Below are 17,615 nucleotides of genomic sequence, written 5' to 3'. Positions count from 1 at the left end.
GTATGGGGCGTACCAGGAGAACCCCTGGCACGCCCCACACTCGCTGAGAAACCGACTCAACGGCCCTCAAACACATCCTCGACCGCTGACCCACCATCCACCGGCGAGATCCGGTAACCCGACGGGCGGCGCGGAAGCAACCACGGCTCGTGCACCGCCGGACCCTCGATATGTGCCAGCTCAGGAACGTGCTGGCGGACGAAGTCGCCGTCCGGGTCGTACCGCCGGGCCTGCCGGATCGGATTGAAACCACGATGCGGACGGGCGTCCGTGCCGGTGCCGGCGACCCACTGCCAGTTTCCGGCGTTGTTGGCCACGTCGGCGTCGAGCAGCCGCTCGCCGAACCAGGCAAGGCCGGCCCGCCAGTCCAGGCCCAGCTTCTTGACGAGGAAACCGGCCGTGATGAGCCGGGCCCGGTTGTGCATCCACCCCTCGGCGGCGAGCTGGCGCATGCCGGCGTCGACGATCGGCACACCAGTCCGGCCCTGCCGCCAGGCGTCCAGCGCCTGTGGATCGTCCGCCCAGTCATCGGCTGCCGTCGCCCGGTAGACCCGCGTCGCCAGATCCGGGAACGCCGCCAACAGCTGGTGATAGAAGTCCCGCCAGCACATCTGCCGGACGAACGCCTCGTTGCCGGCGAACTCGGCGACCACCTCGCGCGCCGACACGCAGCCGAAATGCAGGTAGGGACTCAACCGTGAGGTCCGGTCGCCGGCCATGTCGTCGTGGCCGTCGCCGTAACCGGCGGCGTGCCCACGCCACCGCCGCACTCTGCGGCGGCCCTCGCTCTCGCCGCCCGCGGCCACCGCCGCCGGCCGGCCGGACGGGTCGTCGAAGAACCTCAGCGGATCGTCCCCGTCGAGCCCGGACGGCAGCCGCAACACCTCCGGACGCTCGGCGACGGCCCGCCACCGCCGACCCGACCACGCCCGGTGGTACGGAGTGAAGATCTTGTAGTGGTCGCCGCCGCCCGCCGGCAGCGCTTCACCCGCCGGCACGACCGTCGGACCCGGCCCCCACCACAGGTCGATGCGCTCCCGTTCGCAGGCGCGCGCCAGGCGGCGCTGCCGGTTGCGGGCGTACCGGCTCACGTCCTCGGCGCACAGGATCGTCCGGGCGTCGAGCTGGCCGGCCAACCGGACCGCCTCCACGACCGGGTCCCCCACCCGCATGACGAGGTCGGCGCCCAGTCGTCGCAGGGAGGTTTGCAGATCAGCCAGCGATTCGGCCAGGAACCGGCGCCGCGGCTCGCTGACCGTGATCGCCGGGTCGACCACGAACAACGGCGCCACCGCCCGCCCGCCGCGGGCCGCCTCGACCAGCGCCGGATTGTCGTGCACCCGCAGATCACGGGTGAGCAGCAGGACCGCCGGGTCAGCCACGGCGACCGTCCCCGATCGCGCGGCTGGGCCACCAGATCTTCGCCCCGAGGTCGTAGGCGAGCGCCGGCACCAGCAACGACCGGACGATCACCGCGTCGAGGAGCACGCCCAGGGCTACCGCGACGCCCAGCTCGACGAGCACCACCAGCGGCAGCACCGCGAGCGCCACGAACGTCGCGGCCAGCACCACTCCCGCGGACGTGATGACCCCGCCGGTGACGGCCAGCCCTCGCCGCAGGCCGGCCCGGGCCCCGTGCACGAGCGCCTCCTCGCGGACCCGGCTCATGAGGAAGATGTTGTAGTCGATCCCGAGAGCCACCAGGAACACGAACGCGAAGAGCGGGAACGACGGATCGGAGCCGGCGAAGCCGAAGACGTACTCGAACAGCAGCGCGCAGATGCCCAGGGTCGCCGCGAACGACAGCACCACGGTCGCGATGAGCAGCGCCGGGGCCATGAGCGAGCGCAGCAGCAGGGCCAGGATCACCGCGATGACGAGCAGGATCACCGGGATGATGACCCGCTGGTCGCGTTCGGCGGCGGTGCGGGTGTCCAGGCTGACGGCGGTGAAGCCGCCGACCAGGGCGTCCGCTCCTGGCACGGCATGCGTCGCGGTCCGCAGCCGCTCGACGGTCTGTTCGGCGGCGTCGCTGTCCAGCGCGGCGGTGAGGGTGGCCTGCACCTGGGCCCAGCCGTCCACCACCTTGGGGGCCGGACCGCCGGCGTCGGGCACGACGCGCACGTCGGAGACGCCCTCGGTGGCGCGGACTGCGGCGGTCGTCTGCGCCAACGCCTCGACCTTGGTGAACACCTGGGCGGGGCTGCCGGTGCCGGCCGGGAAGTGCCGGGCCAACGCCTCCTGCCCGATCACGGACTCGGTACGGGTCGTGAAGATCTCGTCGCTGCTCAGGCCCCGGGTGTCGAGGGCGACGAGCCCGCCGGCGAGCGCCAGCAGCGCGAGCGTGGTGGCCACCCAGATGACTCTGGCCCGCCGGGCGACGAACACCGCGACCCGCCGCCACAGCCGGTTGGCGCCCAGGTTTCCGCCGGGTTGGGGGGTGCGCGGCCAGAAGACCCGTCGGCCGCCGAGCACCAGCAGCGCGGGCAGCAACGTGAGCATGACCAGCAGGGTGGCGGCAATGCCGACGGCGGAGACCGGGCCGAGCGCCCGGTTGGAGTTGAGCGCCGACAGCAGCAGGCAGAGCAGGCCGGCGATGACGGTGCCGCCGGAGGCCAGGATCGCTGGGAACGCCCCGCGCAGCGCCACCCGCATCGCGTCGACGGGCTGTTGGTGTCGGGTGAGCTCCTCGCGGTAGCGGGCTACCAGCAGCAGGGCGTAGTCGGTGCCGGCGCCGAAGACGAGGACGGTGAGGATGCCCTGGGCCTGCCCGTTGAGCACGATGATGTCGGCCTTGGCCAGGTAGTAGACGGCGGCGGCGGAGACCGAGAACGCCACCGCGTTGCAGATCATCGGGACGATCCACAGCACCGGGCTGCGGTAGACCAGCAGCAGAATGAACACGACGACGGACGCGGTGACCAGCAGCAATGTCCCGTCGATGCTCTCGAAGACGGTGACGAGGTCGGCGAGCAGTCCGGCCGGCCCGGCGACGTGCGCCTCCAGTCCCTGCGCCGAGGTAGCGATCGCGCGCAGCTCGGCGACCACCTCCGGGGTGTTGCCCTCGGCGGTGTCGGCGACCGGGACGATCGCCCGGACCGCCTGCCCGTCCGGGCTGCGGGCCGGTGGCGGCAGCGGGCTGAGGACTCCTTCGACCTCGATGATCCTGGCGATGTCGGCGTTGACCCGGGCCAGGTCAGCGGGGGTCAGGCCACCCGGGCGTTCGTAGATGATGACCGCCGGCGTGGACGGTTGGTCGACGAACCCACCCGCGAGGCGCTGGGCGCGGGTGGCCTCGGCATCGGCCGGCAGGAACGAGGCGTTGTCGTTGGTGGCGACCTCGGCGAGCTTGCCGGACATCGGCCCGGCTACGCCGCTGATGGCCAGCCAGGCCAGCACCACCGCGCCGGAGATCAGTAAGCCCCATCGGCGCACAGCCGGCCCCCTTGATCGACTCTCGGCCGACAACGCCGGCCGAGTCACACCTCGCAGCCTAAATCGACGCAAGAATCGATGCAAGCTGCCCCACCTCGTCGGTGAACCGGTGGCGCTGGACACGTCTGACCCAAGAAGCGCGACCGTAAACCCGGTGGTCAGATATCGTCGCCTCCCGCGCTCACCGCGCCAGCGAACCAGCAGGGAGCACAGCATGAGGACACCCGCCTGGCAGGTATCCGCCGCCGCGAGCAAAGTCCCCTCCGCCTCCCGGCTCACCCTCTCGCAGATCATGACCCCGCACGAGACGAACCTGCTCGGCACCGTCCACGGCGGCGAGATCCTCAAACTCATCGACTCCGTCGCCGGCGTCGCCGCCGCCCGGCACTCCGAAGGCCCGGCCGTCACCGCCTCCATGGACGAGGTGGCGTTCCTGGTCGCCGTCCGCGTCGGCGACGTCGTCCACCTCGACGCCGAGGTCACCTGGGCCGGCCGGACGTCGATGGAGGTCACCGTCACCGTCCGGGCCGACCGGTGGGACGCCACCGTGCCGGCCACCACCGTCGTCACCGCGCACCTGGTCATGGTGGCCGTAGACGACAACGGCCGGCCGCGGGCCGTGCCGACGCTCAACCCGGAGACCGGCGAGGAACGACGAGCCTACGAGGAGGCCGAGATCCGCCGCCGGCACCGCCTGTCGCTGCGCGAGGAGCTACGCGCCGCCCGCGCCCGCGACTGACCGGCCACGCCCCGCCGCAGCGTCAGAAAGCGAGCCGGACCACCTGCGGGTCATGGTCGCTGACCTGGTCGGCGAACTCCGCGTTGACGTGCACGATGTCGTACGCCGGTTTCCTGGCCGCCAGCCAGGGCGAGAGCAGAATGTGGTCGAGCACCTGCGAGTTCCCCTCGTACACGTAGGTGTAGCGCTCGGCCGCCGGCAGTGTCCGCGGCAGGTCCACCAGGGCGCCCCCGGCGACGAGCAGATCCGTCGTCGTGGAGAACTCGAAGTCGTTGATGTCCCCGGCGACGACCACCGCCGCGTCCGGGTCGACGGCCAGCACCCGCCGGACGAACCCGTTGACGATCGTCGCCTGCTGGTGACGCTTGACCTCCGACGAGCGGACCGGCGGCTGCCGGTGGCCCACCAGCGGATCGTCGCCGCCTTTGGAGCCGAAGTGGTTGGCCACCACGAACACCGTGCGGCCGTTCCACCGGAACTCGCCGACCAGCGGCTTACGGCTGGCGGCCCAGGCGGCGGCGCCCGGCGCGATCCGTCCCGGCGAGTGCGCCAACCGGGGCCGACCGTTCTCGGCCACGACGCCGCTGTCGACGGTCGCCGCGCCCCCGGGGCGGTCCACGAACGACAGCCCACGGTCGGCGCGGTAGAGGAAGACGTTGCGGATGTTGCCGCCGGGCTCCCCCCCGTCGGCGTCGTCGACCGGGTCGACCTGCCGGAACGCGTAGCGGGGGCCGCCGGCCGCTGAGATGGCAGCGGTCAGCGCGGCCACGGTGCGGCCGGCCGACACGACCGCGGTGTTCGAGGGCCCGTCGTCGTCCTGGACCTCCTCCAGGATGACCAGATCCGGGGCGGCCAGGCCCTCGACGACCGTCCGGGCCAGCCGCTGGAACCTCGTCGGCGGGTCCCCCGGATCGAGGTTCTCGACGTTGAACGTGGCCACCGCGAGCTGCCCGGACGCCGCCGCGCTGGCTTTCTCCCCCGTCAGCCCGCGATCGGTGACCGTCGGACTGGTCGTGGGCAGCAGCTTGAACGCGCCGAAGTCGTAGTCAAGGACCCCGACCGGGTCGACGGCGAACGTGTCGCCGGTGTTCGCCGTCGGCGTCGGCGCGAGCCGGTCGTCGATGATGACGCGTTCGGGGTTGAAGTCGTCAGCGCGCGCCACGATGCCGCCCCGGGGCGTCCGCAGACCGGCGCCGGCCGGGACCACCGCGATCTCGCCACGCGCGGTGCGCGGCCCCACCGCGACCGCCCCGGCGATCTGGACCCGCATTCCTTCCAGCGACTCCCAGAAGTCGATGCCGTCCTCCGTCGGCTCGAACGCCCCCGAGGTCTCCACGCTGCCCGTCGCGTCGTCGTCGATGACCATCGCCGGCGGCACCCGGCCGCCCTTGCCGACGACCACCGGGGCCGGCAGCGCCCGCGCCCCGAGCCGGGTCACCGTCGCGGCCGTCAGCTCGGTGAGCGTGAGGTTGCCGGTGTTCGCCCCGCCGGGTCGGCGCTCGGCGACCGTGCCGACGACCGTCACCTCGTCCCCGATCGCGACAGTCGGCGCCGCGCCCAGGTGGACGTAGAGGCCCTCGGCGGTGGCCGGCGAGCGGTCAGGGCAGGGGTCCTGCAACCACAGCCCGGTCCTGCCCACGGCGGCGACGACGCCCCGGGTGCTCTGCTGTCCCGACAACGGCGAACGGTGCGACGCGCCCTGGATCGCCCGGATTCGGGTCGCCGGGTAATCGGCGCAGTCCGTCCCCGCAGGCGTCGGCGGCGCCCCCGCCGACGCCTGCGACCCGGCCACGGTCACGACGACCAGCGCCACCGCGCCCAGTCTCCGGGCCGCGGCGCCAGCCGACCAAGCGACCATTCCCACTTGCGAACCGACACGGCGCACGGCGTCCTCCTCGGCAGGCGTGACCAGGCGATCGTCCTGCGTGGAGTGTTACGCCGCGGAGACGCGGCGTCAACGGCCGGTGAAGGCCGCACGGCCGGCGGGCGCCGGCGGTCAGCCGCCGCCGACGCGAAGGATGTCGTCGATGAGAGCCGCGGCGGTCACCTCGGCCCCCGCTCCCGGCCCCTGGATCACCAGCGGGCTATCCGCGTACCGGTCGCTCCACACGGACACCCGGTTGTCACAACCGCCCCCGCCGGCCAACGGGTCGTCCGGGGCCAGCGCCTCCAACCCGACCCGGGCCCCGCCGTCGGCGTCCAGCCGGGCCACGAACCGCAGCCGTCGACCGTCGGCGGCGGCTGCGGCCAGCGCCCGGCGCAGCGGCTCGTCCAGGGCCGACAGCGCCGCGTCGAGCCCGGCCAGCGGCGCCGTCGCGAGCGCGGCCGGGGCCAACGGCGTCACCACGACATCGGCCGTGGTGATGTCACGGCCGGCGGCGCGGGCCAGGATGAGCAGCTTGCGCAGCACGTCCGCCCCGGACAGATCCTGGCGGGGGTCCGGCTCGGTGAGCCCGCGCCGCCGCGCCTGACGCACCAGCTCCGAGAACGGCGTCGACCCGTCGTAGGCGTCCAACAGCCACGCCAGCGACCCGGACAGCACCCCGGCGATGGCGTGGACCCGGTCCCCGCCGGCGCGCAACGACCGCAGCGACCGCAGCAGCGGCAGACCCGCGCCGACGGTGGCCGAGTCGCCGTAGTGGGCACGGTGCGCGTCGATCGCCCGGTACCGGGCCAGGTCACCGCCCACCCCCGCCTTGTTGGCGGTGACGACCCGCAGCCCCGCCTCAAGCCACAGTGGGTGCCACCGGGCGACGTCGTCGCTGGCCGTGGCGTCCACCACCACCGACCCTTCGGGCAGCCCGACGCCGACCTCGCCGAGCATCGGCGCCCGGCCCGCGGGCAGCTCGTCGCGGACGCCGCCCGGGTCCAGCCCGGCGGCGTGACCGACCTCGTGTCGGGAGTTGGCCACATGGACCAGCCGCAGCTCGCCGAGCAGACCGAGCCCGGACAGCCGGGACCACCGGTCCAGGAACGCGCCGCCCACCACCCCGGTCCCCAGCAGCGCCACCGCCACCGCGGGACGGACCACCGTCAGCGGAATGTCCAGCAGCGCGCTCACCGGGCGGCGCCGGCCAACGCCGCCGACCCGTCCACGGCGACGGCCGTGCCGGCCCCGACCGGCGCCGCGCCGGCGGACGAAGGCGGGGTCACCGCGGCCGCCCGGCGCAGCGCCGACAGCAGGTCGGTCACCAGGTCCTCAGCCGCCTCGATGCCCACCGACAACCGGAGCAGGCCGTCGCTGATGCCGGCGACCGCGCGGGCGTCCGCTGACATCGCCGCGTGCGTCATTGTCGCGGGGTGCGCCACCAGGCTCTCCACCCCGCCGAGCGACTCGGCCAGGGTGAAGCAGGTCAGGCCGTCCAGGAACGCCTTCACCGCCGGCGCGCCGCCGGCCAGGTCCAGGCTGACGATCGCCCCGAAGCCGGACTGCTGGCGGGCGGCGACCTGGTGCCCGGGATGGCTGCGGAGCCCGGGGTAGTGCACCGCGGCGAGCGCCGGATGCCCGACGACCGACTCGACGATCGCCTCGGTGTTCTCCAGGTGCGCTCGCATCCGGGCGTTGAGGGTGCGCAGGCCGCGCAGGGTGAGGAAACTGTCGAACGGGCTGCCGGTGAGGCCGAGGGCGTTCGCCCACCAGGCCAGCTTGTCGGCCACGTCCTGGTCAGCCGCCACGACCGCGCCGCCGACGACGTCGCTGTGTCCGTTGATGTACTTGGTCGTGGAGTGCACGACGATGTCCGCGCCCAACTCCAGGGGGCGCTGTAGCACCGGCGACAGGAATGTGTTGTCGGCGACCACGACCGCCCCGACGGCGTGCGCGGCCTCGGCCACGGCGGCGATGTCGGTGATGCGCAGCAGCGGGTTCGACGGCGTCTCCAGCCAGACGACGGTCGGGGCGTCCTGCAACGCCGCCCCGACCGCCGCCGGGTCCGTGAAGTCGACCGTGACCAGGCGGAACTGCTCTTTGCGGGCGAGCGCGTCGAAGAGCCGCCAGCTGCCGCCGTAACAGTCGTGCGGGACGACGAGCGTGTCCGTCGGCGACAGCAGCGCGTGCAGCGTCACCGTGATCGCGGCCAGGCCGGTGGCGGTGACGACGGCGCCGGCGCCGCCCTCCAGCGTGGTGAGGGCCTCGCCGAGCACGTCCCGGGTCGGGTTGCCGCTGCGGGTGTAGTCGTAGCGGCGCTTGTCGTCGAAGCCGGCGAAGGAGAAGTTGGTCGACAGCACGATCGGCGGGACGACGGCGCCGTGAGTCGGGTCGCTGTCGATGCCGGCGCGCACGCCGCGCGTGATCGGGGACTGGGCGGTCATTCGTTACCTCCGTTAAGGACGGCGCGAAGCGCGTCGCCGATGAGTGTCGGTTCGGTCAGGAACGCGTCGTGGCCGGTCAGCGAGCTGATCGTGGTCAACTGCGCTGGCCCGCCGAGCTGGCTCGCCAACTCGGCGACGAGGGCGGGCGGCACGATCTGGTCCTCCTCGACCGCCACCAGCGACACCGGGACGGCGATCGCGGCAGGGTCGACCAGATGCAGATCGATCGATGCGGACAGGCACAGGAAGGCGGCCGGCGCGGTGCTGGCCGCGTACCGCTCGCCGCAGCGCGCCAGGTATCCGGCCGATGCCGGGAGCACGGCGCCGTCGTCGGTGAGCGTCGGCCCGGCGGCGAACCGGGCGGCGAACTCGGCCGGGGTGCGGTAGGTGAGCATCGCCAGTTGGCGGGCCAGCGCGAGCGCCTGTCGGCGGGCCCGCGGGTCGGCCCCGGCGGCGGTGACCATGCCACGTTGGACGCCGCGCAGCGCGCTGGCGTAGGGGTGGGGTCGGTGGGCGCCGCTGATCGCGACCAGCTGGTCGAGCCGGCGCCCGTGCCGGGCCGCGAACTGAAGGCCGGTCATCGCGCCGTAGGAGGCGCCGACGAACGCCGCAACCCGGTCGAGGTTCAGTCGGTCCAGGGTGGCGGCCAGGGCGTCGGCCTGGTCGGCGGCGTCGACTGGGTGGTCCACGGCGCCGTCGGCGCCGATCCAGTCGATGGCCAGGACGAGGCGTCGGTCGGGATCGATCGGCTTGCCGGCGCCGATCTGGGCGTCCCACCAGCCTGGCGCCGGGTTCCGGGTGGACGCGGCGGCGTGCCGGCCGGCGGAGATGCCCCCGGCGACGATGACCACCGGGCCGTCGGGTCGGCCCTGCCATTCGGCGTGGACGGTGACATCGCGCTCGCCCGCGTGGCGGGTGGTCATGCGGTGGGTGAACGTGATCTGGCCGGTTGGGGAGGGCGCGGGGACGCGACATCGCGCGTCGGCCGCGGTGATCGTTGCGTTCATTCGTCGCACTCCGCAGGGTTCGTGGCGTAGCCAACTCCTGCGGCGGACGTGATGAGCAATCGCGGGGGGCGGGGGCCTGACAGCCGCCGTCTCCAGCGATCCATCTTCCGGAAGGCACGGGCCCCCGCAGGATTTGGCACCATACCCGCGAGTTACCTCACGGGCGGCTGCCCCGGCGTCTTCGGGCCTGTCCCTCAGCCGGTCTTGATGGATGTCTCGGCGAGCGTATGCGGATGGCGACCCTCTGTCAACGGCATAGCGACGGGCGTCAATAGCCGTGTGACTGTCGACTGTGCGCCGACCTTGTGGATCTACAGCGCGGTCTCGGCGACGGCGACGAACGCGTCGTTCTCCTCCGGCGTGCCGACCGTCACCCGCACGCCGTCCCCGGCGAACGGGCGCACGATGACGCCCTTGGCCTCACACGCTTTGGCGAACGGAACCGCCTCGTCGGCCAACGGCAGCCAGACGAAGTTCGCCTGCGTCTCCGGGGCGTCCGGCACGAGTTTGCGGACCCGCTCCAACAGCCGCTCCCGCTCGCTGACCACCAGCGCGCAGCGGCGCCGGACCTCGTCCTCCTGGCCGAGCGCGGCGAGCGCCGCCGCCTGCGCGGGCAGGCTCGACGAGAACGGCGTGATCACCTTACGGATGGCCGACGCCACCTCAGGCTGCGCGACCAGGAAACCCATTCGCAGCCCGGCCAGCCCCCACGCCTTCGAGAAGGTCCGCAGGACGACGACGTTGGACCGGTCGGCGAAGGCGAGGCCGTCCGGCACGTCCTCGTCGGTGACGAACTCGCGGTACGCCTCGTCGATGACGACGAGCACGCGGGTGGGCACGGCGTCGAGGAACCGCCCCAACTCGGCCCGGCGCAGCGCCGTGCCGGTCGGGTTGTTCGGGTTGCACACCAGAACCAGCCGGGTGTCGTCGGTGATCGCGGCGGCCATCGCCGGCAGGTCGTGACCGTGCCCGGCGGTGTTCGGCACCCGGACGGCGGTCGCGCCGCTGGTCGCGGCGATGATCGGGTAAGCCTCGAAGGAACGCCAGGAGAAGACGACCTCGTCCCCGGGCAGGCAGGTCGCGCGCACCAGCGCCTCGGCCAGACCGACCGACCCGCAGCCGGTGGCGATCCGGTCCGCCGCGACCCCGTACCGCTCGGCCAATGCCGCGCGCAGGGCCAGCACGCCCATGTCCGGGTACCGGTGCGACTGGCGCGCGGCCTCCGTCACCGCCTCGACGACGCCCGGCAACGGCCCGTACGGGACCTCATTGCTGGCCAGCTTGATCGCCTCGGTCAGCCCCAGTTCGCGGGCCAGGTCGGCCGGGCTGCGACCGGGCACGTAGTTGGGCAACGCCTCCAGGTCGGCGCGGGTGAGACGGATCATCGGGTGCCTCCGGGGTTGTGCGGTCCGGCGTCGACGCCGGCAGGGTGGAATGGGTCGGACGAGCCGGCCACGACGACCGTTCCCGCCGAGCGGTCATGCAGCGCCAGGCCGAGCGGCCGGTTGAACAACAGCGCGGCGCAGTCGATCACCTGCATGACCAGCCCGATCCCGCAGCATCCCCATAGCAGGGTGGGCAGGCCCAGGGTGTTCCAGCGCCGTAACGCGCGCCCGAACCCGAGCGGTCCCGGCGTTTCGAGCCGCACCACCCGGATCCCGACCGCCCGTTTCCCGGGCGTCTGGCCAGTGTTGGCCAGCGCCGGGACCTCGTACGCCAGCCACAAAGCGGCCGCCACCAACAGAATGATCATCATGTAGAGCTGGGCGTTCGGCGCCGCCGGCAACGGCTCGTCGGTCTGGTCAAGCTCCCGCGAGCGGCGCCACAACTCCGCGAGCGCCGGCGAGACCTCCTGCACGTACCGCCAGACGAAGTACCCGTTGACGACGAGGTTGAGCCCGAGAATCGCGGCGATGTCGATGAGCCGGGCGACCAGTCGCGCGCCCGGCGTCGCCAGGGCGTGTCCGTGTACCAGCGGCGCTGGCGGAAGGCCGAAACGCGGGTGCGGCGGATAGGCTCCGGGCGGGCCGTAGCGCAGGGGCGGACCATGCTGCGCGGGCGGTCCGTAACCTGCGGGCTGTTCGTACGCTGGGGGCGGTCCGTGAACCGGAGGCGGGGCCGGTACGGGCTGGTGAGCCGGAGGCGACGCCTGCTCGGGCGGCTGGGGTGTAGGTCCGGCCGGCGGCACGGCGTCCGCCGGCAATGAGCCGCCCAGCCAGCCCTCGCCGTCCCAGTACCGCTGGGCGGCCGGATCGGCCGGGTCCTTGTACCAACCGGGGGGTAGCTGCGCCACCTAGCTCACCTTCACGACGACGGTGCTGGCGGCCTTGTCGTGCAGGCACTGCTGGTACGGCTTGTCCCACAACTGCCACAACCCGTCCAGGTACGGCAGAAACGGCGCCATACCCATGAGGACCTGAAGCCAGTAACGCTTCGCGAGCATCCCCCGGGTGCGTGTCTCCTGCGGCGCCAACGGCGCAATCTGGATCCTGAGAAGTTTCTTGCCCAGCGTCTGGCCGTCCTGACGCAGCGGCAACTCCACGGAGTAGGCGTGCGAGACGCCGAGCAGGAGCGTGACCATCACCAGGACGAACAGGACCACGACAATGACCTCGGCCCCTGACAACACCCCGCCGTCCACGTCCCCGAAGGCGGCCCCGATGCCCGCCGCCCCGAGCACCGTCAGCGGTAGCAGGACGACCACGATCGCCAGCGTCAACACGACACCGTCGATGATCACGGCGGCGAGGCGTTCGCCGAACGACGCCAACGGCTTCCCGGCGGGACTCACCGGCATGAGCGGCGCGCCAGCGTAGCCGTCCCAGGCTGGCTGGGTGGCGTGGCCGGGCTGGGTGGCGTGGCCGCGCTGCGGTGGCTGGCCCGGGAAGCTGGGCCGACCTGGAGGTCCGAGAACCCCGGGCGGGCCGACAGGGACCTCGGGCGCGAACGGCGCAGGCCCGGCCGGCGGGTTGCCGGCCGGGTCGCTCGACGGATCATGCGAAGGCTGTGTCACAAGGTCCAGTCTTACAGGTTGCCCCGGAGCTCCTGCTCGCGCTCGATGGCCTCGAACAGGGCTTTGAAGTTGCCCTTGCCGAAACCGAGCGAGCCGTGGCGCTCGATCAACTCGTAGAAGACCGTCGGACGGTCCTGCTGCGGCTTGGTGAAGATCTGGAGCAGGTAGCCGTCCTCGTCCCGGTCGACCAGGATCCTGCGGCTCTTGAGCTCCTCGACCGGCGCCCGGACCAGGCCGATGCGCTCGCGCAGCTCGTCGTCGTCGTAGTACGAGTCCGGCACGTCGAGGAACTCGACGCCGTTGGCCCGCATGTGGTCGACGCTGGCCAAAATGTCATTCGTGGCCAGCGCGATGTGCTGGGCGCCGGGGCCGCCGTAGAACTCCAGGTACTCGTCGATCTGCGACTTCTTCTTGGCGACCGCCGGCTCGTTCAACGGGAACTTGATCTTCCGGGTGCCGGAGGCGACCACCTTGCTCATGAGGGCCGAGTAGTCGGTGGCGATGTCGTCGCCGATGAACTCCGCCATGTTGGTGAAGCCCATGACCCGGTTGTAGAAATCGACCCAGTGGTCCATCCTGCCGAGTTCGACGTTGCCGACGATGTGGTCGATGGCCTGGAAGTAACGCTTCGGCGAGCCCTCGGGCTTGACCACCAGCGGCGCGCGTTTCACGAAACCGGGCAGGAAGGGGCCGTTGTAACGGGACCGGTCGACCAGGACGTGGCGAGTGTCGCCATAGGTGGCGATCGAGGCGATCCGGACGGTCCCGTGGCCGTCGGTGACATCATGCGGCTCGACGAGGCCCGTCGCGCCCTGTTTCATGGCGTACGCATAGTTCGCGTCGACATCCGGGACCTCGAGAGCGATCTCGATGACGCCGTCGCCGTGCCTGGCGTAGTGCCTGGTCGCCTCGGAGTCGGCGCTGACGCCGCCGGTGAGGACGAACCGCACGCCGCCGGCGGTCAGCACGTACTCGGCGTGCTCACGGAAACCCTGCTCCGGGCCGCGGTAGGCGACCAGCGTCATGCCGAACGCGGTGCTGTAGTAGTGGGCGGCCTGTTTGGCGTTGCCCACGTAGAAGCGGACGTGGTCCCACGCCCTGATCGGGAACGGGTCCTGCGAGATGTCGTGGGCGACCGCCCCGACCAGGTCGTCGACGTTGACGTCGTCCGAGTCCATGGGCTTCTCGATGGCACTGGTCATCGACGATGACCCCCTTTTCTGACCGCCGGCTGATGAGGCGAGGATGACGCTCGGACAAGCCCTGGGCAACTCTCACCCGAACCGCTGGTCATCTTGCCCGAAACGGTAGCCTGGCGGACCGAACCTCTGGACAATCTGCCTACCGTTGGAGCCGCGCACGATGACGATCGACCACCTCGACGCCGAACTCGTCGGCCTGCTCACCGAGGAGCCGCGGATGGGCGTGTTGGAGCTGTCCCGACGGCTCGGCGTGGCCCGCGGCACCGCGCAGGCCCGGCTCGACAAACTCCAGGCCCGGGGTGTGGTCCGGGGCTTCGCGCCGCAGATCGACCCGGCCGCGCTGGGCTTCGCCGTCACCGCGTTCGTCACCCTGGAGATCCGGCAGCGGTACGGGCACCGGCTCGTCGCCGACCACCTGCGGGAGATCCCCGAGGTGTTGGAGGCGCACACCATCTCCGGCGCCGGGGACCTGCTGTGCCGGATCGTCGCCCGATCCAACTCGGACCTCCAACGCGTCATCGACCAGGTCGTCGGCTACGAGGGCATCACCCGGGCGTCGACGTTCATCGCGCTGGCCGAACGGATCCCCTTCCGCACCCTGCCGCTGGTGCGCTCGGCCGCCGCACCCGAATCATGACGTCGAAGGATCGGAACAGCCTCACAGCGTGACCACCCCCGGTGACACCGTCACGGTCGCTACCGGTCGTCCCGCGAGCTCGACGCCCAGGCAACTGCCTTACAACACTCAGGCGACAGATTCCGGCGTTTACTCTTCTTCGTCGGCTGCCGGCGGTCGATTAAGCCTACCGGCGCTTGTCGATTCCCCACGACATGCGGGCTATCGCAATCCGTAAGAGTCAAAAAGTAGCCATCTGTGTTACGGGCCTTGCTACCGGTGGCTTCTTCGGGCATATGCTTTCGCGGGTCGTGCGGGGCCCACCCGGACCCGATTCACGAATGAACGCAGCCGCGCTTGGCGCGAGCTAGACAACTCGGAGGCATCTCATCATGCGTAATTCTGTGCGCGCCCTCACCATCGCTTCGGCGGCAGCCATGGGACTGACCGCCATCGCGGGGCCGGCGGCCGCCTCGGAACCGTCGTTCAATGACGCATCCATCCGGCTGACGGGCGGCAACGCGACGGCCCTGGCGGAGTGCGTCAACTACGCGCGCAACAGCATCATCGCCGGTCGTCGGGCCAGCTCCAACTCCTGTGACAACTTCGCAGTCGCCAACGCCGGCGACGTGAACCTGCGAAACGTGAGCCTGTTCGTCGGGGCGGCCACGGCGGCGGCGGTTACGGCGGCCACGGCGGCGGCGGTTACGGCGGCCACGGCGGCGGCGGTTACGGCGGCCACGGCGGCGGCGGTTACGGCCACGGCGGCGGGAGTTGGTACGGCCGCACCAACAACAACGCCAGCATCCGTATCTCCGGTGGTGACGCGACGGCAATCGCCAGCTGCATCAACTACCTGCAGAACAGCTACACCCGCGGCGACGTCAACACCTGCCGGAACTCCGCGATCGCCAATGCCGGAGACGTTAACCTGCGAAACGTCGATCTGACGGTGGTCCAGGGCGGCAACTGAAAGTCCCGAATCGTTGGGGAGGCTGAGACCGAACGGGGTCACGGCCTCCCCAACCCCTTTCGGCGGGACAAATACTCTGACAATTCAGTCCGGGCCTGCCGACAATTTAACAAGCACGGCAGGTGTTGTCGGTCTCGACGCCGGGCTCGTCGGCCCGCCTACCGGAGAGCGGTGCCGTGGGGCGGCCGCGCTCGGGGCCACGACGCCGCGACGGGCGGGGCGGACCCGGCTGACGTTCCGCCCCGACCACCGTTTCGGGAACCTTGATCGAACTGGCCCAGTTGTTCCAGCCGTCGCCGATCGTAGCGAGGTTCGCGGCGCCGCCGATCCAGGTGGAGGGACGAGCCGCCGAACCGGATGTTCTGGACGAGCTTGACGTCGCACCGCTCATAGGCGCGCACCGAGGTGATCCGGTCGTTCCAGTTCCCGCCGGAGGTGCTCCTCAGGTCGTCCCACTGCACCTCGTTGTCGTAGCCGGCGGTGCGCGAGCTCGACTTGACGAACGTCAGCGAGCTGCCGCTGTAGCTGGTCCCGTCATAGACGCGGGCGATCACCAGGTCGGCCGACGCCAGCGAGGCCGCACCCTCGGCATCGGCGTCGCAGCGTGTCGCTCCGGTCAAGGTTCGCTACACCGTGCCGCTCGGGCGGCGTCGCCACAGCCACGGCAGCAACGCCCACGGCGAACCCAGCGGCCAGGGACAGGTTCGCGGGAAGGCTGCGGATGATCATTTTTTCAGCTAGGGACCCGGATCGTGGGACTCGCCGTGGCCGAACAGTCATCGCCTCCCTACCGGTGGCGCCAGGTGGCCATGGTCGAGGCGGCGCCGGCGACCCGGTGCCGCCGCCGGTGGCCGCCGACGCGGGCGACGCGGCCTGCCCGCTACCCCGACAAGGGCTGAACGCCGGTCCGGCCAAAAGCCCCTCTAATGAGCCGAATGACACGGGCATATCGGGCTGACTTGCAACCGTGCCACCCACCGCTATTGTGGCCGCCGTGGCACGCGGCCGACCTTGTGTGAAGTGCTACCTCACCCTCGCAGCGATCATCGTCATCGTTCTGGCGCTCACCGGCGTGTGGAATCCGTTCCCCGCCGCCTGGCGCTGGGTCAACACCAGCCAGGAGCTGGCCACCCCGAAGGTCGTCTGGCAGCAGCGCCTCGGCGGCGCCCCGCGCGGCGTGACCGTCACCGGGGACGCCGTCATGATCGAGCACCGCACGTCGGTCGAGGCCCGGTCCACAGCCGACGGCCGCCGTCTGTGGAAACGCAAGGCCGACTGGGCCGCCCCGGCCGGCGCCGGTCGCAGGTCGGCGATCGTCACCGGAAAACTGCTGGTCAAAGGCTATGAGGTGCTACATCCCGGCGACGGTCGCACACTGCGCCGGGACACCCGCGCCGTCGCCGTCTGGACCTTCCGCGACGCCGTGGTCGACGCCGGCTGCGTCGACGGCGACACCGGCTGCGCGCTCACCGCGTGGCCCACCCGGGGCGGCGGCCCGCTCTGGCGGGTGCCGCTGCCGAGCGTCGACTTCATCATGTTCGCCGACAATCCGCCGCTGCCGGCGGCGGCCACACTCACCGTGCCCCGCGTCGCCCCAGACGCCGGCGGGCCCGCCCCGATGCCCCGCATGCTGGGCTTCCCGTTCGACGACCGGGTTCAGGTTGTCGACACCGCCAACGGTCGGCTCGTCCGCGACACCCCGGCAGGACCAGACGAACGGGTCCTTCTCGCCGGCGGCCGACTGATCCGGGTGGCGGCGCGCTCCCGCGACGGCGGCTGCTACTTCCACACCCGGGCCACCGACCCCGCCACGGAGCAGGAGGCGTGGGCTGACGAAACCCTCAACCTGCGCACCGCCCCCAGCGGCTGTGTCCAACGCGAGGACCCCGCTGGCGGAGGCAACGTCCTGGTGGCGGTCTCGCCCGACGGGCGCGAGCTGCTCATCGACGCCTACGACGGACGGGCTGTCTGGACCGCGGACGGCCGTGAACGCGTCGCCGCCGCCGGCGACCGGCACGCCCTGATCCGCTCCCACGACGGCCGCCGGATCAGCGGGGTGGCGCTCGGTCGGAACCGAGCAGCCTGGTCCCGGGAGGTAGCGGCCACGACGCAGGCGGCGCTCGTGGGGAGCATGGCGCTGCTCGTCGACCCGGACAGCGACACCGTCGTCGCGCTCGATCCAGGCTCCGGGACCGTCCTGCTGGAGCTCCGCAGCGCGGCGAAAGTGTCAGCTGTCGGGCCCGCCGGCCTGTTCCTGACCGACGGCCGCGAGTTCGGGTATGCCCGTTTCGCCACCCGACCCGACCGGGAATAAGCTGG

The 17,615-nt window shown here is 71.8% G+C and carries 15 protein-coding genes and 1 riboswitch; of the genes, 3 read left to right on the top strand and 12 right to left on the bottom strand.

From position 1 onward, the window contains the following. Positions 1-56: 56 nt before the first annotated feature. Together ABD287_RS07910 and ABD287_RS07905 are read right to left on the bottom strand one after the other, a co-directional pair. Positions 57-1,382 (bottom strand): cryptochrome/photolyase family protein, encoded by a 1,326-nt coding sequence (locus ABD287_RS07910; RefSeq protein ID WP_344170520.1) that lies wholly within the window; start codon positions 1,380-1,382, stop codon positions 57-59. Then, positions 1,375-3,360, bottom strand: a complete 1,986-nt coding sequence (locus ABD287_RS07905; protein ID WP_425565544.1) for an MMPL family transporter — start codon at positions 3,358-3,360, stop codon at positions 1,375-1,377. Before ABD287_RS07905 ends, ABD287_RS07910 begins: the two co-directional genes overlap by 8 nt. 289 nt (positions 3,361-3,649) lie before the next feature. On the opposite strand from ABD287_RS07905, the gene ABD287_RS07900 reads away from it, so the two are divergent. Beyond that, positions 3,650-4,174: an acyl-CoA thioesterase gene (locus ABD287_RS07900; RefSeq protein ID WP_344170514.1), complete on the top strand. Its 525-nt coding sequence runs from the start codon at positions 3,650-3,652 to the stop codon at positions 4,172-4,174. 22 nt (positions 4,175-4,196) lie between these two features. On the opposite strand, the gene ABD287_RS07895 is transcribed toward ABD287_RS07900, so the two are convergent. The 8 genes from ABD287_RS07895 to hppD all read right to left on the bottom strand — a co-directional run bounded on the left by ABD287_RS07895 (position 4,197) and on the right by hppD (position 13,707). Next, positions 4,197-6,032, bottom strand: coding sequence for an endonuclease/exonuclease/phosphatase family protein (locus ABD287_RS07895; RefSeq protein ID WP_344171001.1), 1,836 nt, complete (start codon positions 6,030-6,032; stop codon positions 4,197-4,199). 138 nt (positions 6,033-6,170) lie between these two features. After that, positions 6,171-7,235, bottom strand: a complete 1,065-nt coding sequence (locus tag ABD287_RS07890) for a hypothetical protein (protein WP_344170511.1) — start codon at positions 7,233-7,235, stop codon at positions 6,171-6,173. Beyond that, positions 7,232-8,485, bottom strand: coding sequence for a cystathionine gamma-synthase (metB, locus tag ABD287_RS07885; protein WP_344170509.1), 1,254 nt, complete (start codon positions 8,483-8,485; stop codon positions 7,232-7,234). Before metB ends, ABD287_RS07890 begins: the two co-directional genes overlap by 4 nt. Beyond that, entirely contained in the window at positions 8,482-9,492 is a 1,011-nt protein-coding gene (gene metX / locus ABD287_RS07880) for a homoserine O-succinyltransferase MetX (RefSeq protein WP_344170507.1), read from the bottom strand. The genes metB and metX overlap by 4 nt, the downstream gene beginning before the upstream one ends. Before the next feature lie 97 nt (positions 9,493-9,589). Continuing rightward, positions 9,590-9,706: riboswitch (SAM riboswitch) on the bottom strand. Positions 9,707-9,803: 97 nt separating this feature from the next. After that, positions 9,804-10,877, bottom strand: coding sequence for a histidinol-phosphate transaminase (gene hisC / locus ABD287_RS07875; RefSeq protein WP_344170504.1), 1,074 nt, complete (start codon positions 10,875-10,877; stop codon positions 9,804-9,806). Beyond that, the gene (locus ABD287_RS07870; protein ID WP_344170502.1) at positions 10,874-11,785 is read right to left on the bottom strand and encodes an RDD family protein; all 912 of its coding nucleotides are present in this window, start codon (positions 11,783-11,785) and stop codon (positions 10,874-10,876) included. The genes hisC and ABD287_RS07870 overlap by 4 nt, the downstream gene beginning before the upstream one ends. After that, positions 11,786-12,505 (bottom strand): RDD family protein, encoded by a 720-nt coding sequence (locus ABD287_RS07865; protein WP_344170499.1) that lies wholly within the window; start codon positions 12,503-12,505, stop codon positions 11,786-11,788. A gap of 11 nt (positions 12,506-12,516) precedes the next feature. Next, positions 12,517-13,707 (bottom strand): 4-hydroxyphenylpyruvate dioxygenase, encoded by a 1,191-nt coding sequence (gene hppD / locus ABD287_RS07860; RefSeq protein ID WP_344170496.1) that lies wholly within the window; start codon positions 13,705-13,707, stop codon positions 12,517-12,519. A gap of 160 nt (positions 13,708-13,867) precedes the next feature. Between hppD and ABD287_RS07855 the strand changes: the two genes are divergently transcribed. Continuing rightward, positions 13,868-14,344: an Lrp/AsnC family transcriptional regulator gene (locus ABD287_RS07855; RefSeq protein ID WP_344170493.1), complete on the top strand. Its 477-nt coding sequence runs from the start codon at positions 13,868-13,870 to the stop codon at positions 14,342-14,344. 526 nt (positions 14,345-14,870) lie between these two features. Here ABD287_RS07855 and ABD287_RS07850 read toward each other — a convergent pair. Beyond that, positions 14,871-15,338 carry a hypothetical protein gene (locus tag ABD287_RS07850; protein WP_344170490.1) on the bottom strand — a complete coding sequence of 156 codons (468 nt, stop codon included), beginning with the start codon at positions 15,336-15,338 and terminating at the stop codon, positions 14,871-14,873. A 116-nt stretch (positions 15,339-15,454) separates the two neighbouring features. Then, on the bottom strand, positions 15,455-15,916 hold the full coding sequence (locus ABD287_RS07845; RefSeq protein WP_344170487.1) for a hypothetical protein: 462 nt from the start codon (positions 15,914-15,916) through the stop codon (positions 15,455-15,457). Positions 15,917-16,290: 374 nt separating this feature from the next. Between ABD287_RS07845 and ABD287_RS07840 the strand changes: the two genes are divergently transcribed. Beyond that, the gene (locus ABD287_RS07840; RefSeq protein WP_344170484.1) at positions 16,291-17,610 is read left to right on the top strand and encodes an outer membrane protein assembly factor BamB family protein; all 1,320 of its coding nucleotides are present in this window, start codon (positions 16,291-16,293) and stop codon (positions 17,608-17,610) included. Positions 17,611-17,615 lie beyond the last annotated feature (5 nt).

This window comes from Pilimelia columellifera subsp. columellifera, assembly GCF_039532605.1.
GTDB lineage: Bacteria > Actinomycetota > Actinomycetes > Mycobacteriales > Micromonosporaceae > Pilimelia > Pilimelia columellifera.
This window is presented reverse-complemented; position numbering and strand designations above follow the sequence as displayed.